This is a genomic window from Candidatus Methylomirabilota bacterium, from assembly GCA_035936835.1.
In the GTDB taxonomy this organism is placed as follows: Bacteria; Methylomirabilota; Methylomirabilia; order Rokubacteriales; family CSP1-6; genus AR37.
Genome location: DASYVT010000069.1, coordinates 1 through 17,816 on the forward strand (window position 1 = coordinate 1; position 17,816 = coordinate 17,816).

17 protein-coding genes are annotated in these 17,816 nt (G+C 69.0%); 12 read left to right on the plus strand and 5 right to left on the minus strand.

Annotated elements, in window-relative coordinates; genetic code table 11:
* The 4 genes from VGV06_05830 to VGV06_05845 form a co-directional block, all read right to left on the minus strand.
* A partial coding sequence (locus VGV06_05830; protein ID HEV2054679.1) for a methyltransferase domain-containing protein occupies positions 1-610 on the minus strand: 610 nt, incomplete at its 3' end.
* Complete coding sequence (locus VGV06_05835; protein ID HEV2054680.1) at positions 586-1,239, minus strand: HAD family phosphatase; 654 nt, start codon at positions 1,237-1,239, stop codon at positions 586-588. The genes VGV06_05830 and VGV06_05835, both read right to left, overlap by 25 nt.
* A gap of 21 nt (positions 1,240-1,260) precedes the next feature.
* Positions 1,261-1,890 carry a DUF1054 family protein gene (locus VGV06_05840; protein HEV2054681.1) on the minus strand — a complete coding sequence of 210 codons (630 nt, stop codon included), beginning with the start codon at positions 1,888-1,890 and terminating at the stop codon, positions 1,261-1,263.
* Positions 1,891-1,902: 12 nt separating this feature from the next.
* Positions 1,903-3,381, minus strand: a complete 1,479-nt coding sequence (locus VGV06_05845) for a M81 family metallopeptidase (protein HEV2054682.1) — start codon at positions 3,379-3,381, stop codon at positions 1,903-1,905.
* 60 nt (positions 3,382-3,441) lie between these two features.
* Here VGV06_05845 and VGV06_05850 point away from each other — a divergent pair, with 60 nt between their 5' ends.
* The 6 genes from VGV06_05850 to VGV06_05875 all read left to right on the plus strand — a co-directional run bounded on the left by VGV06_05850 (position 3,442) and on the right by VGV06_05875 (position 8,875).
* A complete protein-coding gene (locus tag VGV06_05850) occupies positions 3,442-3,804 on the plus strand; it encodes a cupin domain-containing protein (protein HEV2054683.1) in 363 nt (120 codons plus the stop codon).
* 68 nt (positions 3,805-3,872) lie between these two features.
* Entirely contained in the window at positions 3,873-4,835 is a 963-nt protein-coding gene (locus VGV06_05855) for an NAD-dependent epimerase/dehydratase family protein (protein HEV2054684.1), read from the plus strand.
* Positions 4,832-6,328 (plus strand): ABC transporter substrate-binding protein, encoded by a 1,497-nt coding sequence (locus VGV06_05860; protein ID HEV2054685.1) that lies wholly within the window; start codon positions 4,832-4,834, stop codon positions 6,326-6,328. The genes VGV06_05855 and VGV06_05860 overlap by 4 nt, the downstream gene beginning before the upstream one ends.
* 10 nt (positions 6,329-6,338) lie before the next feature.
* Positions 6,339-7,283 carry an ABC transporter permease gene (locus VGV06_05865; protein HEV2054686.1) on the plus strand — a complete coding sequence of 315 codons (945 nt, stop codon included), beginning with the start codon at positions 6,339-6,341 and terminating at the stop codon, positions 7,281-7,283.
* Complete coding sequence (locus VGV06_05870) at positions 7,276-8,106, plus strand: ABC transporter permease (GenBank protein ID HEV2054687.1); 831 nt, start codon at positions 7,276-7,278, stop codon at positions 8,104-8,106. Before VGV06_05865 ends, VGV06_05870 begins: the two co-directional genes overlap by 8 nt.
* 37 nt (positions 8,107-8,143) lie before the next feature.
* A complete protein-coding gene (locus tag VGV06_05875; GenBank protein ID HEV2054688.1) occupies positions 8,144-8,875 on the plus strand; it encodes a fatty acid desaturase in 732 nt (243 codons plus the stop codon).
* 93 nt (positions 8,876-8,968) lie between these two features.
* Here the strand turns inward: VGV06_05875 and VGV06_05880 are convergent, their stop codons facing one another.
* On the minus strand, positions 8,969-11,158 hold the full coding sequence (locus VGV06_05880) for an LmeA family phospholipid-binding protein (GenBank protein ID HEV2054689.1): 2,190 nt from the start codon (positions 11,156-11,158) through the stop codon (positions 8,969-8,971).
* 172 nt (positions 11,159-11,330) lie between these two features.
* On the opposite strand from VGV06_05880, the gene VGV06_05885 reads away from it, so the two are divergent.
* From VGV06_05885 to VGV06_05910, 6 genes are read left to right on the plus strand one after another with little or no spacing between them, the layout of a single operon-like run.
* A complete protein-coding gene (locus tag VGV06_05885; protein HEV2054690.1) occupies positions 11,331-11,963 on the plus strand; it encodes a winged helix-turn-helix transcriptional regulator in 633 nt (210 codons plus the stop codon).
* Positions 11,960-13,807, plus strand: coding sequence for an ABC transporter ATP-binding protein (locus VGV06_05890; GenBank protein HEV2054691.1), 1,848 nt, complete (start codon positions 11,960-11,962; stop codon positions 13,805-13,807). The genes VGV06_05885 and VGV06_05890 overlap by 4 nt, the downstream gene beginning before the upstream one ends.
* Entirely contained in the window at positions 13,794-14,609 is an 816-nt protein-coding gene (locus tag VGV06_05895; GenBank protein ID HEV2054692.1) for a methyltransferase domain-containing protein, read from the plus strand. The genes VGV06_05890 and VGV06_05895 overlap by 14 nt, the downstream gene beginning before the upstream one ends.
* A gap of 54 nt (positions 14,610-14,663) precedes the next feature.
* The gene (gene pseB / locus VGV06_05900; GenBank protein HEV2054693.1) at positions 14,664-15,617 is read left to right on the plus strand and encodes a UDP-N-acetylglucosamine 4,6-dehydratase (inverting); all 954 of its coding nucleotides are present in this window, start codon (positions 14,664-14,666) and stop codon (positions 15,615-15,617) included.
* A complete protein-coding gene (pseC, locus tag VGV06_05905) occupies positions 15,610-16,800 on the plus strand; it encodes a UDP-4-amino-4,6-dideoxy-N-acetyl-beta-L-altrosamine transaminase (protein ID HEV2054694.1) in 1,191 nt (396 codons plus the stop codon). Before pseB ends, pseC begins: the two co-directional genes overlap by 8 nt.
* Positions 16,797-17,816 carry a hypothetical protein gene (locus tag VGV06_05910; GenBank protein HEV2054695.1) on the plus strand — a complete coding sequence of 340 codons (1,020 nt, stop codon included), beginning with the start codon at positions 16,797-16,799 and terminating at the stop codon, positions 17,814-17,816. The genes pseC and VGV06_05910 overlap by 4 nt, the downstream gene beginning before the upstream one ends.

Below are 17,816 nucleotides of genomic sequence, written 5' to 3' on the forward strand. Positions count from 1 at the left end.
GCTCGGCCAGGACGAGCCACTCGAGCCCGCGGCGGCGCTCGGGCGAGACCGGGGGAGGCCCCGCTTCGACGATCTCGAAGAAGGGATCGAGGGCGGTCTCGATGCCCGGCCGGGAGACCGGGAAGGGCGGGCCGTCCGTACCATCCTTTAAAGGGTAGAAGCAGGCGAGGAGCGTGCCCCCCGGCTTGAGGATGTCGTGAAGCGTGCGCGCGTACTCCGCCCTGCGGTCGGGGTCGATGGCGCAGAAGCAGGTGTACTCCCAGACCGCGTCAAAGAGACCGCCGTGGTCGGACGCGAGCGTGAAGACGTCGCGCCGCTCGAAGGCGGCCGCAAGTCGCTCGCGCGAAGCCAGCTGCCGCGCTTCCGTCACGGCGGCCTCGGCGAAATCGAAGCCCGTGACGGCAAAGCCGTGCCGCGCGAGCAGCCTCGCGTCATGGCCGCGCCCGCACCCGGGGACGGCGACGCGCGCGCCGGGCGTGAACGGGCGGCCCGAGGCGAGGCAGGCCTGGAGCGAGGGAGCGGCTTCGCCGAGCTCCCAGCCGTCCTGCCGCTCGGCGTAGAGCCCTTCCCAGTAGGCGGCCGCGCTTACCCGGCTGCGAGGCTCTTCCATTCGAGACCCTCGAAATCGGCGATGGCTCGCTCGGCCCCGGCCTCCCGCAGCTCCGTCTCGCTGTGGGCGGTGGTGACACCGACCGCGCGCATGCCCGCGCGCCGCGCCGCCTCGACGCCGACCAGCGAGTCCTCGAAGACGATGCAGGCGTCGGGCGGGACCCTGAGCCGCGCGGCCGCCAGCTCGTAGACCTCCGGATCGGGCTTTCCCAGCGTTACGTCGTCGGCCGTCACGATGACGTCGAAGTGGCGGCGGAGCCCCACTCCCACGAGCAGCCGATCCAGGTCGAAGCGCGAGGCCGAGGTGCCGACCGCGCGCGGGATGCCGAGTCGCGAGAGCGCCGCGACGAAATCCCGGACGCCGGGCACCGAGACGACACCGCCGCGCGAAAAGTCCACGTAAAGGTCGCGCTTGCGCCGCGCGAGCCGCCGGGCCTCGTGCTTCGGGACGCGGCGGCCGAGGAGCAGGGGCACGGCCTCCTCGCTCGGGCGCCCGATGGTGAGGCGCCAGTACTCCGGGTGCGCCGGCTCCTCGCCGAGCTCGGCGAGCAGCGCCTGCCACGCGGCGCGGTGGTGGACGCCCGAGTCGATCAGGACGCCATCCATATCGAAAATGGCGGCCTCACTCATCTGCCTGGGTCGCGGATGACATCACTTGAGCCGGTACAGCGGCGCGAGCAGTTGGAACGTCTCGCGCGCGGCGCGGACGTAGTCGCGGGGCTTCCACCCTGCGGCCTCCTGGGCCGGCACCGCGCGCCCCAGCACCACCTGGCCGTCGCGCGTGCGCGTGAGCTCGTCGCCCAGCCGCGCGACGTGCTCGGGCGGCAGGTCGGCCAGAACGGCCGCCGGCGCCTCGTCGTGCTCGTTCTTGAACCACGCGAGGCCCTTGGCGCGCCTCAGGACGGGCGCGAGCTTGGGCCCCTGGCGCTTCCACGCCGCCGCCCAGCGCTTCTTGCCGGCGTGCTCGGGACCCGCTTCGAAGAGGAAGCGCACCGCGCCGCGGGAGACCGCCACCTTGAAGTGGCAGTGCTTCTTGTAGCCCCGCTTGTCGAGCGCGAAGGCGACCCACGTGTCATTTGGAGGATTGACGGTCCGGCGCGCGTGTCTGGCGACGTGGGCGAAGGCCTGATCGCCCGCGATGCGCGCCACGTCGGGTAAGAGGTCACGGCCGATCGCCTCGAGCTTGGGGCGGATGCGCGACTTGATGGCCTCCATGCGCGGCTTGATGCCCTCGATGTCGAAGACCTTGAAGTCGGTCGGGGTGAAGCCTGGGAACGCCATGCCGGGGCCTCCTCAGCGGTACGTCGTGTCCGGATCCAGCGGGAAGATCGGCCGCCGGATCCGCTTGAAGTCGAAGCGCGCGAGGTTGGAGGAGGACAGTCCCGGGGCGTCCACCTCGATGATCTCGCTGGCGATGGGCTCGAAGGCGGCCCGGTAGTGGATCGTGGACTTGACGACGAGGAGCTTGTGATCGAGCGGGTCGATCCCGACGAAGCGGATCATCTCGGGGTCGAGCGTCTGCCAGCGGTACGAGATCAGGATGACCTTGACGTCGTTGACGTCGAGGACGGCCGTCGTGCCCAGCCGGCCGGGCAGGCCGCGCGCCATGGGCCCCTTGTGGACGAAGCGGCCGTCGGAGAGCGTGCGGACCCCGCCCGTCACGCGGAGCGGCGCGCCGTGCCTGTCGTCCACCTTGCCTCCAACGTCGAGCGTCACCGAGGCGCCGACACCCGCCTTGGCGCACAGGGCGACGGCCTTCGGGTCCCAGAGGCAGGCGACGACCGCCGAGCGGGCGCCGACGCGCACGAGCTCCCGCAGGATTTCCGTGCCGTCGCCGGCGGCGCCCCCGCCGGTGTTGTCGGCCATGTCGGCCAGCACGATCGGCTTGCCGGGGGCGGCGAGCGCCTTGGCGACGGCCTCGCGCACGGGCAGCGCCGTGTGGATGAACTCGTGCCGGTGCGTCCATGCGGTGTCCGCGAGCCGGTCCGCCAGGCGGTCCGCCAGCGCCTGGTCGTCGTCGGTGAGGACGTAGACGCCGAAGCCCGCGTCCGGGATGTCGGCGTGCGGGAACCCGGCGAAGATGGAGATCGAGATGACCTTCGGGTCCTTCTCCATCTCGGCCGCCAGGTCATAGAGGCGTCGCATCGGCCCGCGCGCCGTCCCCTGGTTGCCGAGCGGCGGCAGGAGGGGCGGCTTGCGGAGCGCGGCCGTGGGCTTCAAGCGCTTGCCGATGATGTCGATCAGCTGTTCGGTCGCCTCGACCCCGCGCTCGGCCATGTCCACGTGCGGGTAGGTCTTGTAGCCGTTGAGCAGGTCGGCGCCGCGCACCATGCTCTCCGAGAGGTTGCCGTGGAAATCGAGGGTGACGGCGATCGGCACGGCCGGACCGACGGCAGCGCGCACGGCCTCGATGAGGTCGCCCTCGCCGTCATCCATCCCCTCCGGCACCATGGCGCCGTGGAGATCGAGCAGGACGCCGTCCACCTTCCCGGCCGCCTTGAGGTCACGGAGCATCCGTTCTTTGACGTGCCCGTAGATGTCCTTCGTGACGAGCCCGGCCGGCGAAGCGGCCGCGGCGACCGACGGGATCAGCGTCGCCCCGCGGCGGGCGGCCGCGTCGATCATGCCGCCGATGCAGGTGCCCGTGTCGCGGAACGCCTCCAGGATCTCGCCGCCGTAGTGGAGGTTGCGCGCCTCGAACTGCGCGCGGTCGGTCGGGAGGTTGCTGAAGGTGTTCGTCTCGTGGGACATCATCGCCAAGAACAGTCTCACCGGGCTCTCCTGTACAATGTCTGCCTCTGGCGTCGCAACCTATCCGACAAGGAGCGTGTCATGGCCGACAGCGAGCACTTTCACAACCTCAAGCGGGGCGGCATCCCGCGCCAGCTGGCCGAAGGACTCTCGGCGCGCGTCTTTCCCGGCGAGCACCTGATGCTCTCCGTGGTCGAAATCTCGCCGGGCTCCGTCTCCCCCGTGCACGCGCACCCCAACGAGCAGTGGGGCGTCTGCCTCGAGGGCGAGTGGGTCCGCATCCAGGACGGCGCCGAGCATCACGTCAAGGCCGGCGACTTCTGGCAGACGCCCCCGAACGTGCCGCACGGCGGGCGCGCGCTGCCGGACAAACGGGCCGTGGTGCTCGACATCTTTTCACCGCCTCGCGAAGAGTACAAGAAGGCAGGGTCTGGGTACAAGTGAGCATACGCGCCCGCGATCCGGCGCGTTTGACAACTTCCCCGGGCGGCCACCATAATCGGGCGCTCGCTATGCCGTCATCCTCTATCTACCTCGTTACCGGCGGAGCAGGCTTCATCGGCTCGCACGTGGTCGAGCGCCTGCTCGCGCAGGGGCACCGCGTCCGCGTGCTCGACAACTTCTCGACGGGCAGCCGGGCCACGCTCGCCTTCGCGAAGGGGAACGGGCGGCTCGAGATCATCCGCGGCGATCTCACGAGCCTCGCGACCGTCGAGCGGGCCGTGCGCGGCGTGACGGCGGTGTTCCACCAGGCTGCGATGCGCTCGGTCCCGCGCTCCGTCGCCGACCCGCTCGGCGCCAACGCCTCGAACGTCACCGGGACGCTCCACGTCCTCGTCGCCGCGGCGCGCCAGAAGAAGAAGCCGCGCGTGGTGTACGCGTCCTCGTCCTCCGTGTATGGCGAGAGGACCGATCTCCCCAAGCGGGAAGACCAGGCGACCGCGCCCATCTCGCCCTACGCCGCGTCCAAGGTCGCGGGTGAGCTCTACGCGTCCGTCTGGAGCCGGCTCTTCGGTGTCGAGACGGTGGGCCTGCGCTACTTCAACGTCTTCGGCCCGCGACAGGACCCCAAGAGCGAGTACGCGGCGGTCATCCCGCGCTTCATCCTGTGGGGCAGGCAGGGCAAGCCGCTCCAGGTCCACGGAGACGGGACGCAGTCGCGCGACTTCACGTACATCGACAACGTGGTCTCGGCCAACCTCCTGGCGGCCGCGGCGCCTGCGGCGGCGGTCTCGGGCAACTCCTACAACGTCGGCTGTGGCAGCCGGACAAGCCTGCTCGAGATCATCGCCTCGTTAGCACGTCTCCTCGGGCGCCCGCTGACGACGAAACACCAGCCGACGCGGGTCGGCGACGTGCCGCACACGCTGGCCGACATCAGCGCGGCCAAGCGCGACATGGGCTACGAACCCCTCGTGGATTTCGGCGAGGGCCTGAGGCGGACGGTGGACTACTTCACGGAGGGGACACGATGACAATGCTGCGCGGCCTCGCATTGACCCTGCTGGCGCTCCTGTTCGCGGCGGCGCCGGCGGCGGCCCAGGGCGCACTCACGGTGCAGGTGACGACCGAGCCGCCGGGGCTCGACCTCACCACCAACCCGTCCTCGGCGATCGCCACGGTCGTCTTCTACAACGTCCAGGAAGGGCTGGTGAAGGTGGACCGGCACGGCAAGCTCGTGCCGTGGCTCGCCGAGCGCTGGTACACGACCGACAGCAGAAACTACACTTTCTTTCTTCGCAAAGGCGTCCGTTTCCACAATGGCCGCGAGATGAAGGCCGCGGACGTCAAGTTCGCGCTGGACCGCGCGGTTAACCCGGAGACCAAGCACCCCTACCGCGTCCAGTACGAGAACATCCAGGACGTCATCGTCAAGGACGACTACACGATCAGCGTGACGCTCAAGCGGGTCGAGGCGAACTTCCTCTGGACCGTGGCGCGGCAGGGATCGGTCATCTATCCGAGGGAAGCGGTGGACAGTCTCAAGGCCCAGCCGGTCGGCACGGGCCCCTTCACGGTCGCCGATTGGGCGCGCGGCGACCGCATCGTGCTCGTGAAGAACAAGGACTACTGGCAGAAGGGGCTGCCCCGCCTCGACAAGGTCACGTACCGCTTCATCCCCGACCCCAACTCGGCGCTCGCGGCGCTCAAGTCGGGCGACATCGACGTCTCGGCCTTCGGCCTGGGCCCGGAGAACGTGGATGCGCTCAAGAAGGACGGACGCTTCCAGGTCATCCTGGGCGACACCACCAACGACGTCACGCTCAGCATGAACAACTCCAAGAAGCCCTACTCCGACAAGCGCGTGAGGCTCGCCATCACCCACGCGATCAACAAGGAGGAGGTGCTCAAGGGAGCCATGTTCGGGTACGGCAAGATCCTCGGCTCCAACGTGGACCCGCTGAACCCGTACTACGTGGACGTCTCCAAGCGGGAGCCGTACGACCCGGCCAAGGCCAAGAAGCTCCTCGACGACGCCGGCTACCCGAACGGCTTCGAGGCGACGTTCAAGGTTGCGCCGCAGTACTACTACACGGTGCGGAGCGCCGAGGTCGTCGTCAACCAGCTCGCCAAGGTCGGGATCCGGGCCAAGATCCAGCAGATCGAGTGGGGCCAGTGGCTCGCCCAGGTCTTCTGCCTCAAGCCCTGCGAGAACCCCGACTACGACATGTCCATCATTGGCCACGCGGAAGCCTGGGACATCGGGAACTTCGCCAACCCGAAGTACTACTTCCGCTGGGACAACGCCGACTTCCAGGCGCTGTTCAAGGAGTCCGAGGTGACGGTGGACGACAAGAAGCGGCGGGAGCTGTACGTCAAGATGCAGCAGATGCTGGCCGACGAGGCGCCGGCCGTGTGGCTGTACATGCACCCGCGCCTGGTCGTCACCAAGAAGGGCGTCACGGGCATCTGGAAGGACCTGCCGATCCCGTCCCTCGACCTCTCCGAGGTCGGCTGGCAGAAGTAAGAAGAGCGGGTTGCGCCGCTACGTCCTGAGGAGGGTGGCCGCGATGCTGCTCACCCTCCTTTTCGTGTCGCTGCTGGTCTTCATGGTCGTGCGCGTGCTACCGGGCGACCCCGCGCTGATCATGCTGGGCATCGAGGCCAGCCCGGACTCCGTCGCGAAGCTTCGCGAGGGCCTCGGCCTCAACCGGCCCGTGCCGGTCCAGTATGCGGAGTGGGCGGGCCGGGCCGTCCTGGGCGACCTTGGCCGCTCGATCCAGTACGACGTCCCAGTGGCCGGACTCATCGTGTCGCGCCTCTCGGTGACGCTGCCGCTCACCCTGATGGCGGCGGCGCTCATGGTCGCGGCCGCCATTCCCCTCGGCGTCTTCGCCGCCACGCGCCACCGCCGCTGGGGCGACTACGCGGCGATGACGCTCTCCCAGCTCGGCATCGCCGTGCCGGGCTTCTGGGCGGGGCTCCTGCTGATCCTGCTCTTCTCGGTGAAGCTCGGCTGGTTCCAGGCCGGCGGCTTCGACGGCTGGGGGCGGGGCGTGGGCCACGCGCTCAAGTCGCTCCTCCTGCCGGCCGTGGCGCTCGGGCTCTTCCAGTTCGCCGTCCTCGCGCGCACCACCCGTTCCGCGCTCTTGGAGGTGCTCCGCGAGGAGTACGTCAAGACGGCGCGCGCCAAGGGCGTCGCCGAGCGCGCCGTGATCTTCCGCCACGCGCTCAAGAACGCCATGATCCCCATCCTGACCGTAGCCGGCGTCCAGCTGGGCCAGCTCATGGCGGGCAGCATCATCCTGGAGTCCGTGTTCTATCTGCCGGGGCTGGGCCGGCTGGCCCTGGGTGCCATTAGCGCGCGCGACCTGCCGGTGGTCCAAGGTGTCGTGCTCTTCGTCGCCTCGGCAATCGTCGTGATCAATGCCGCCGTCGACATGCTGTACGGGGTACTGGACCCCCGCATTCGCTATGAGTAGGCCCCTGCGGCGCGCCCTGAGACACGTCACGTTCAGCGTGGGCTTTGCGATCACGGCGCTCTTGCTGCTCACGGCGGCGCTGAGCCTGGGCTACACGCCGCGCGACCCGCTCGAGATGTCCATGGAGGCGCGGCTCCAGGGCCCGTCGGAGGCGCATCCGCTCGGCACGGACCAGTTCGGCCGCGACCTCCTCTCGCGGATCATGGTGGGAGCCGTCACGGCCATCCTGGTGGGTGTCATCGCCGTCGGTATCGGCGTGGGGCTGGGCGCATTCCTGGGAATGCTTTCCGGCTATTTCGGCGGCTGGCTCGACGAGGTCTTCATGCGGCTTATGGACGCGGTCCAGGGCTTCCCGGCCATCCTGTCGGCCCTGCTCATCGCCGCCGTGTTCACGCCGGGGCTCGCCATCACCATGGTCGCCATCGGCGTCAGCTTCCTGCCGATTTTCGCGCGGCTCACGCGCGCCGCCTTCCTCGAGCTGAGGGGCCGGGAGTTCGTTCTGGCCGCCCGCGCGCTGGGGGCGGGAGATGCCGCCGTCATCGGGCGCCACATCCTGCCGAACACGCTCGCTCCGCTGATCGTCCAGGCGTCCATCAGCTTCCCGATCGCGATCCTGGCCGAAGCGGCGCTGTCCTATCTCGGACTCGGCACCCAGCCGCCGAACCCTTCGTGGGGGCTCATGCTCAGGGAGGCCCAGGCCTTCCTCGGCATGTCCCCCTGGTTCGCCGTGTTTCCGGGTACCGCAATAGCTTTGACTGTGCTAGGGTTGAACCTGCTTGGCGACGGGCTCAGGGATCTCCTCGATCCAAAGATGATGAGCTAGCGCAGGCTCTTGACCTCATTGCAAAAGGAGCCCCTTCGTGCTGAAAGCGATGCTGGCAGTAGCTCTCACGGTGGTCGTGACCCAGGCCGCCGTGCTGGCGACCTCGATCTACCTGCACCGGGGATTGGCGCATCGCGCGCTGACCCTGCACCCGATCGCTGACTTCTTCTTCCGGATCATCCTGTGGATCACCACCGGCCAGGATCGCCGCCAGTGGGTCGCCGTCCACCGCAAGCACCACGCCTTCACCGACACGGAGAAGGACCCGCACAGCCCGCTCGTCCACGGCTTCTGGAAGATCCAGCTCGGCAACGTCTACTACTACATCCGCGAGGCGCGGAACGCGGAGACGCTGGCGCGCTGGGCGAAGGACATCCGCGAGGACTGGTGGGACCGCCGGATCTTCTCCAAGGGAACGCTTGGCGGCATCCTCGGACTGATCCTGGCGATGCTGGTCCTCGGTCCCGCGTGGGGCATCTTCGTGGTCGCCGTCCACCTCGTCCTCTACGTCTTCGTGCTGGCGCCCTCGATCAACGGGCTCGGTCACTGGTGGGGGCGGAGGAACTTCCTGGGCAACTCCGCCACCAATATCCGGCTGCTCGCCTGGCTCACCGGCGGCGAGAGCCTGCACAACAACCACCACGCCTACCCATCGAGCCCGAAGTTCAGCGTGCGGCGCTCGGAGTTCGATCCTTCGTGGTTGGTGATCAAGGTGTTGACGGCCGTGCGGCTCGTCACCCTCGTGGGCGACAAGGTCAAGCTGACGTAGGTCGCGACCCCGTTCGAATACCCAAGGTCCGAATATCCAAGAGGCCCCGGTAACGCCGGGGCCCTTGCTTTTTCACCGACACGCGGTGCCGGCTCACTGCATTCCGGCGAGGGCAGGCCCACCAATCTCGATGCGGCCCGGTCTGATCCTGATCGGTTCCACCGTCACCGGCACCGGCAGTCGCTTGAGCGCCAGGGTCGGATCGAAATGCCGGACGACCCAGTTCGCGAGGACGTCAGGGACAGGCAGGGGGCCCACGCGCACGTCTGCGACCTCCATACCTAGCGGCCGGTCTCCCGCCGGCGCGACGAACCTTACACGCGCCGAGACCCTCAGGCCCCCCCGTTGAATGGTGGCCTCCGCGAATCCATCGCGCAGGCGGAGCGTCACGCCTTGGCCGGCCGGCTGCCCCTGGAGCAATTCCCGGAGGTCGTCTTCCGTAATCGTAAGCTGACGGATCCTGATGACTCCGACATCCAGAAGCTGAAGCTCGCCATTCTCCACGAAGCGCCGAGGATCGAAGAGCAGGCCCTCGATGTCGATGCGGATGTTCCGCACGCGCAGGGGAGCACGATCGCGCCGGGCCATCTCTCCCACCAGCGCCGAGTCCGCCAGGATCTCCAGCCGCTCCGCTTCACCCCTGAGAAGCGCTTCGGGCTTGTAACCGACACGGGTGCGGAAGTCGACTGCCTCGGCGAAGTTGGCGGCCAGGAGCTTCTCAGGCGCGCTCTGGAGCAGCGATGCCACGCGCGCCGCCGGCACCCCCGTCAGCGGCTGGATGCGTCGGGCTCTCAGAATGCCGCGGCTGCCGTCCGGCAGCGCGTATTCACCGATCACGGGATAGATCGCCGCCAGGTACGGATCGCCGCCGGCGATGGCGCCGCTGAGCCTCTCGAGCTTCTCGGCGGTCCAGCTCGGACCCTGCGAGCCCGTCTTGAGGATGACGAAGTCCACGCCGAGCGGCGGCCCGTTCCAGGCGCGCGTCATGCGTAGGGGCAGCCCAAGGCGGGCCGCCTCGTAGCGGAAGTTCGAGACCGAGAAGAAGTTGTAGTTCGGGACGACCGCGACAGTGGCGGGTTGTCCACCCGAAGCGCGAACGAGATCGGCGATGACGGCCTCGTGGCGCCAGTCGGCCCGGTTCGGAGGATGGTAGAGGGCCACCGAGATCCCGACACCGGGCACGCGGGGCGGGACAGGCACGCCGAAGGCTGTCATGGAAATCTGGAGGAGCCCGACGAGCACGCAGGTCCAGAGGCCGCCGCGCCGCCACGCGGGCGGCAGGCTGCGGGCACCGACCGCCGCCAGGAGCGCCGCCGCGGGGAGAATGGGCAGCGTGTAGCGAAGGTTCCGGTTCTGGATCAACGAAAACATCACGAAGGGCACGACGCCGGCAAGCCAGAGGAACGCCCGCGATTTCCGGTACCGGCGGGCGGCCCAGGCGCCCGCCACGAACAGCAGGCTCGCGAGCGCGCCGAACTGCATGGGCAGGACGCGCGGGTAGTAGAGGAGGGATTCGGCGGACAGGTACCCGGCCTGTCCCGCCTCTGCGGCCTGCTTGAACGACCGGTTGGCCGCTTGCATCGGGAGGCCCACGATGCGCGGCCCGTACCAGGGCAGCGCGATGACGACGCCGACGACCAGGGCGACCCCAAGCCACGCGAGTCGCCGCCGGCGGTCGACCGAACGGAGCGCCTGCCAGAGCGTCCAGCAGAACGCCGGCAGCACGTAGCCGGCGAACGGCGGCTTCGTCACCATGCCGAGTCCGAGCGTCACCCCCAGCGCCACGCACCAGCCGGGGCGCGAGAAGCCCTTGCTGCGCACCAGCGCATAAAGAGCCGCCGCGACCATGGATGCCAGCGGGAGGTCGAGCTGGAAGTTCGTCAGCGAGAAGATGACGAATGGCGCGGTGGCGAAGAAGAAGGCGGCGAGGAGACCCGTCTCCGAATCGAAGAGCTGGCGGCCGAGGGCGAAGACCGCCGCGAGCCCCAGGGCCATGAAGCCCAGCATGACCGCCTGCGCCGTGAGGGGCACGATCGGGAAGACGAAGTAGAGGAGCCCTGCCGCGCATGCCGTGATGGGCGGGTAGAATGACGACACGTCGAGGATCTCCCGCAGCCGGTCGTGACCGGGCTCGGAGAGGATGCGGTAGCACTCGACGGCGCGCTCGAGATGGTTGGCGTGGTCCCACTCGGGCGGGCGCCGGTCGACCGAGACCCACACGGCCGTCACCGCGCACAGCAGGGCGAAGAGCGCGCCCACGGCCAGCCAGGGGTGCCTTGGCATCGCCGCATTATATATAAGGAGGGGGCCAGGTCCCCCCACACCAGATCAACACCGCCTCGGAATATCTCCAAGGAATCCTGTTAAATTAGACAGTTGGAACGATCTCTGGCGTTAGGATTTCGCTTGACCGTCGGGGTCCATCCATGTTCAACTCTTGAACATTAATAAACCCATGGAAAAGAACCTCGAAAGAGACCTCGAGATCCTCACCGCTATCAGCGAGGGCCACCCGCTCACCCAGCGGGACCTGGCTGAGCGCATGGGGGTCGCCCTCGGCTTGGCCAATCTCTATCTCAAGCGCCTGGCCCGGAAGGGTTTCATCAAGATCACCGACTTCCCGCGCAAGCCCGCTGCGCGGAAGCGTCTCCGCTACCTCCTGACGCCGCAGGGCATCAGCGAGAAGACCCGGCTGACCTACGAGCACGTCGCCTACTCGCTGAGCCTCTACCGGCGCGCACGGCAGACGCTGCGCGAGTCGCTGAGCCAGCTGCCTGAGGGCGGCATGAAGCGTATCGCGCTGTACGGAACGGGCGAGGCCGCTGAGCTCGCCTACCTCACGCTCAAGGAGCTCGGGCTCGAGCCCGTCGGGGTCTTCTCGCGGGATGGCGCCGACGCCTTCCTGGGCTTTCCGGTTCGGCGGCTGGCAGAAATTACCGGCGAGGAGATCGACGGCGTGGTGGTCGCGACCTTCGAGCCGCCGGAGGGACAGGTCGCCGAGCTCCTGACCATCGGTGTGCCGGCGGAAAAGGTCCTCACGCTCCGGCGCAGCAGCGTGCTCGCGACCTCCGAAGGGGAGCAGCCGTGACGCGCGCCCGGGATCTCAGCCGTTTCGCCTGGCTGCTCCGCACCTACCTCGCGCCGCACTGGGCGGCCGTCCTTCTGCTCGTGATCACGAGCTTTCTCGCCATGGCGCTGGCCGCCCTCTTCCCCGTGCTGATGGCGCCGATCCTGGACCTGGCCCTGGGCGCCCCGGCCACGGGCGCCTCCGGCACCTCCGGCGGCTTGAGCCTGAGCAACCTGGGCGCTCTCGTGCTCCAGTGGCTCGGCACGGGCGCCGGCGACGACCGCTTCCGCGCCATCGTATGGCTCTGCGCCGCATACGTCGGCGTCGGGTTCGCTAAAGGGTGGCTCGACTTCGGCAACTTCATCCTGGCCCTGTGGATACGGGTGCGGGCCGGCGCGGCGCTCCAGATGGACCTCTTCCGCCATCTGCTCGGACTCTCGATGCGGTTCTTCACCACACACCGCACGGGCGAGCTGGTCTCGCGCCTCGAGTCCGACACGCGCGCCGCCACGGGCGGGCTCGAGACCATCGTCGGTACCGTCCTGACCGCCCCGCTCCTCATCGCCTTCTACGGCTGGCTGATGGTCCGCACGAGCCCGAAGCTGGTCCTGGCCGCGCTCGGGGCCGCGGTTCTGCATTTCGGCACCGTGCGCCTGCTGCGCGGACCCATCCGGCGCCTGGCGATGGACCAGTTCTCGAGCTTCGCTGAGCTTGCGGCGCGGCTTCAGGAAGCCATCCTGAGCATCCGCATCGTCAAGTCGTTCGGCGCCGAGGCCTTCGAAATCGGGCGCGTCGCCCGCACGGTGCGCGAAGTCCTGCGCGTCAACGTCAAGTTCGGGGTCTACAAGCACGTCGAGGAGCCCGCGCGCGCGTTCGTCAACTACCTCGTCGAGGCGAGCATCCTGCTCCTCGCGGCCTGGGAGCTCCTGGCCGGGCGGCTCGGCGCGCCGGCCTTCTTCCTCTTCCTCTACGTCGGGCGCGCGGTGATGATGCAGATTGGTCTCCTGGCCGGGGCCTACACGCAGATCCAGGCGACGCTGGCCGCCTCGAGCCGGGTGATCCAGCTGCTGGCCCTTGCGCCCGAAGTCCGCGACGGAGCCGGGACGGTCGGGTCCTTCGAAGACCGGATCGCCGTCCGCGACGTCTCCTTCAGCTACGGCGGCGAACCCGTTCTCGAGCAGGTGAACCTCGAGATCCGCAAGGGTGAGGTCGTGGCGCTGGTGGGCCCGAGCGGTGTCGGCAAGTCCACGCTCGCCGACCTGATCCTGCGCCTCTACGATCCGGTCCAGGGCGTGATTACCATCGACGGGCGGGATCTGCGCACGCTCCGGCAGGACAGCTATCGCAAGCTCTTCGGCGTGGTGTCCCAGGAGGCCCTGCTCTTCAACGCCACCATCCGCGACAACATCACGTACGGGCGGGAGGGCATCGCGGAAGCCGAGGTCGTCCGCGCTGCGCGCGTGGCCAACGCCCATGACTTCATTCAGGAATTCCTTGGCGGCTACGAGACCGTCGTGGGTGACCGCGGCATCCGGCTCTCCGGCGGCCAACGCCAGCGCATCGCGATCGCGCGCGCCGTGGTGGGCCGCCCGCCGATCCTCATCCTCGACGAGGCGACGAGCTCGCTCGACAGCGAGTCCGAGCGGCTGGTGCAGCAGGCCATCGACCGCGCCGTCCAGGGCGCCACGTCCGTGGTCATCGCCCATCGCCTGTCGACGGTTCTGCACGCCGACAAGATCGTGGTGCTCGGCCGCGGCGGGGTCGAGGCCATCGGTCGCCACGCGGAGCTCCTTGCGGGCAACGAGACGTACGGCAGGCTCTATCGGCTCCAATTCGCGGAGGTGGGGGCCCTTGGGGATCTCTGACCGCGATCACTTCAAGTGGCTCACCGGCGCCCTCGGGCGGTTCGAGGCCCAGCAGGGGAAGCTCGCGGCCCTCGCCCATGACCCGGGTCCCCACGCGATCTGGTGCATGGCGGGCCAGCAGGAGATTCCGCCGATCGCCTTTCTCCGGGACTCGCTGGGGACCGCGTGTCCGGAGGTCGTCTTTTTCGACAAGTTCCCAACCGAGCCCGGGGTCCACGCGCTCGACCTGAACGCCCTCGAGGGTCTGCCGGACGCCGCGTGCGACGTCCTGGCCTTGTTCCGCGCTTCGTACTTCATCAACGATCCTCCGCGCTTCCTGGCCCAGGCCCGTCGGGTCCTGCGGCCCGGTGGGCTCGCGGTCATCGACTGGCTGCACGGCGTCTCGGACGCCCCAGTGCTCGGCGTTCAGGGCGACGAAGGATACGGAGGCGGACCCACCCCTCGCATCACGACCTACTGTGACTCGCAGTTCCCGCGCGAGTTCACGGACGAGTTCGAGCGTTTCCTTCGCCATGTCAATCGCCCGCCGGCGTGGGCTAACGTCGAGAAGCCCGGGACGCCCGTGCCATTTCGTGAGCGCGTGCGGCGAGTCCTCGGGGGCGGGCCGCGCGGCCGTGTCGCCGTGGCGGGTTACGTCGAGGCGGTCCGAGAGGCGCTCGAGCGCGAGGGCAAGCATCTGATCGGTCCCGGGCTGATGGAGCAATACTTCAAGGTTCTCTTCCGCGACGCTCGGTACTTCTACCGGCACGTCGGGAAGTTCAACCTCTTCCTCCTGACCGTGCTGAGCCCGGTCGGCAAGTAGAGCGGGGGAGACATCGTGACGACGCGTGTGGACGGCGGGCTCGAGTGGGCGGAGATGTCCGTGCTGGTGACCGGCGGTACGGGATCCTTCGGCAACAAGTTCGTCGAGATCATGCTGCAGAAGTACCACCCGAAGCGGCTCGTGATCTTCAGCCGCGACGAGCTCAAGCAGTCGGAGATGATGGCGCGGTTCAGCGACCCGTCGCTCCGCTTCTTCATCGGCGACGTGCGGGACAAGGAGCGGCTCGAGCGCGCCATGCACGGCATCGACATCGTCGTGCACGCGGCGGCGCTGAAGCAGATCCCGACGTGCGAGTACAATCCCTTTGAGGCGATCCAGACCAACGTCATCGGGACTAAGAACGTCATCGACGCCGCCATCGACCAGGGCGTCAAGCGGGTCATCGCCATCAGCAGCGACAAGGCGGTCAACCCGATCAACGTCTACGGCGCGACCAAGCTCTGCGCCGAGAAGCTCGTTGTCCAGGCCAACGTGTACGGCCATCCGCGCGGCACCGTGTGCGCGGTGGTGCGCTACGGCAACGTCATCGGCAGCCGGGGCAGCGTCATCCCGCTCTTCAGGGCACAGCGGGAGACCGGCAAGGTGACGGTGACCGACCGCGGCATGACGCGCTTTTGGATCCGGCTCGAGCAGGGCGTGGAATTCGCTATCCGCTGCGCCGGGATCGCGCAGGGAGGCGAGATATTCGTGCCCAAGATTCCGAGCATGCGGATGATGGACCTGGTGGAGACCATCGCGCCCGGCTGCCAGGTCGAGTTCATCGGCATCCGCCCGGGCGAAAAGCTCCACGAGATCCTGATCTCGGAGGACGAGAGCCGCCAGGCCATCGAGTACGACAGCATGTTCGTGCTCGAGCCGCTCTACCCGTCCTGGCCCTTCGGGAGCCGCGACGGCGGCAAGCGGCCCGCGGCAGGCTTCCGCTACTCGAGCGACACGAACCAGACGTGGTTCACCCGGCCCGAGATGCAGGAGATGGGCGATGGCTGACGCGCTCGCCATCCACGGCGGTACGCCTGTCCGCGCGACGCTGCTGCCCTATGCGCGCCAGACGATCGAGGACGACGATGTCCAGGCGGTCGTCGCGGCGCTCCGCTCGGACTGGCTCACGACCGGTCCGACCGTCGAGGCCTTCGAGCGGGCCGTGGCCTCGGTGGTGGAAGCACGGCACGCCGTCGCGGTGAGCTCCGGGACCGCGGCGCTCCACGCCGCCGTCTTCGCCGCGGGGATCGGGCCTGGTGACGAGGTCATCACCTCGCCACTCACCTTTGCGGCCTCCGCCAACGTCGTGCTCTATCTGGGCGGCACGCCGGTCTTCGCGGACATCCGGCCCGACACGCTCAACGTGGACCCGGCCGAGGTGGCCGTGCGCGTGACCCCCAAGACCCGGGCCATCCTGCCGGTGGACTTCGCGGGGCAGCCGTGCGATCTCGATGGGCTGAGTGAGATCTCACGCGCCCGCGGGCTGGCCATGATCGAAGATGCGGCGCATGCGCTCGGCGCCAGCCACAAGGGGCGCCCCGTCGGGGCCATTGCCGATCTCACGACCTTCAGCTTCCACCCCGCCAAGCTCATCACGACGGGCGAGGGCGGCATGGTTACGACGAACCGCGACGACCTGGCGGCGCGCCTCCGGCGCTTCCGCAACCACGGACTCGAAACCGACTTCCGCGAGCGGACCGCGCGCGGGGCGCCCTATTCGCCCATGGTCGATCTCGGCTACAACTATCGGCTGACCGACCTCCAGTGCGCGCTCGGCCTCTCGCAGCTGGCCAAGCTCGAGTCGCTCCTCAAGCGCCGGGTCCGTGTCGCCGAGCGCTATTCGGCCGCGCTCGGCCGGGTGGACGCCGTGAAGGTCCCCGCTGTCCTGCCGCACGGCCGGCACGCCTGGCACATCTTCCCCGTCCTGCTGGAGACCGAGCGGATCAGCGCCGACCGTGACACCATCCTGGCCGCACTGCGCGCCGAAGGCATCGGGGCGGCCGTGCACTATGTCCCGGCTTACTGGCACCCGTACTACGAGGGGCTCGGCTACCGCCGGGGCCTCTGCCCGCAGGCCGAGGCCGCCTATGAGCGTCTCCTGACCCTGCCACTCTTCCCCGCCATGACCGACGCCGACGTGGATGATGTCTTGACGGCTCTCCGCAAGGTTCTGGGGTACTACGCGCGATGAGCGCCGCACCGCGCGTCGCCTTCCTCACCCACGGCGGGCCGGCCATCGGATTGGGCCACGTGGCCCGATGCCTGTCCCTGGCTCGGGCCCTCGCCGGGGACGGCGCCCGTGTCGTCTTTCTGGTCGGCCGGGCAGCCCGGGTGACGAGCGCCGTCGAGGCGGCCGGCTTCGACGCCGTGGAGACGGACTGGGAGAGCGCCGGGGCAGCGGCGCGCGACCTCGTGTCCGCCCTGCGCCCCGAAGCGCTCGTCGTGGATTCCTATGCGGTCTCGGGCGCGCTGCTCGACTTGCTCCGGCCGCTGGTGGGCCAGCTGGTCGTCATCGACGACCTCGCCGACCGCCCGCTGCCGGTTCACACGGTCGTCAACGGCGGTATCGACGCCGAGCATCTCGAGTACCGTGGCGGGCTGCCCGAGACGGTCTATCTGCTGGGGCCGCGCTACGCGCTTCTCGATCCCGCCTACGCAGCGGCGCCGGAGCGGAGGACGCGGGCCTCCGTGGAGCGCGTGCTTGTTACCCTCGGCGGCGGCTCGCATCCGGGGGCGCTCCGAGCGGTCGTGCAGGCGGCATTGTCCCTCGGCACGGCCGCGGTCGATGTGCCAGTGGGGCCGTTCGCCGGCGAGGGAGTGGCCGACGCCATCGAGGACGCCCGGGTGATCGTCCATCGGGGCGTCTCGGCGCTCAGGTCCCTGATGCTCGCCGCGGACGTCGCCATCTCCGGCGCCGGGATGACGCTCTACGAGCTGGCGGCGACCGCAACACCCATCGTCTCCCTGACCATGGCGCCGAACCAGAGGCCGAACGCTGCAGCCTTCGAGCGTGCCGGCGCCGCGCTGGCGGCCGGCTCAGCCGATCATCCTGATCTCGGCGCGACCGTGGCAAGGCACCTCGGGTGCCTGGCCGCCGACGCGGCGCTGCGGGAGAAGCTCGGCGCGGCGGGGCGGAGGCTGGTGGACGGGCAGGGGGCGAGCCGCGTCGCCCGGGAGCTCGCCTCCATGCCGAGCCCGCGGAGATGA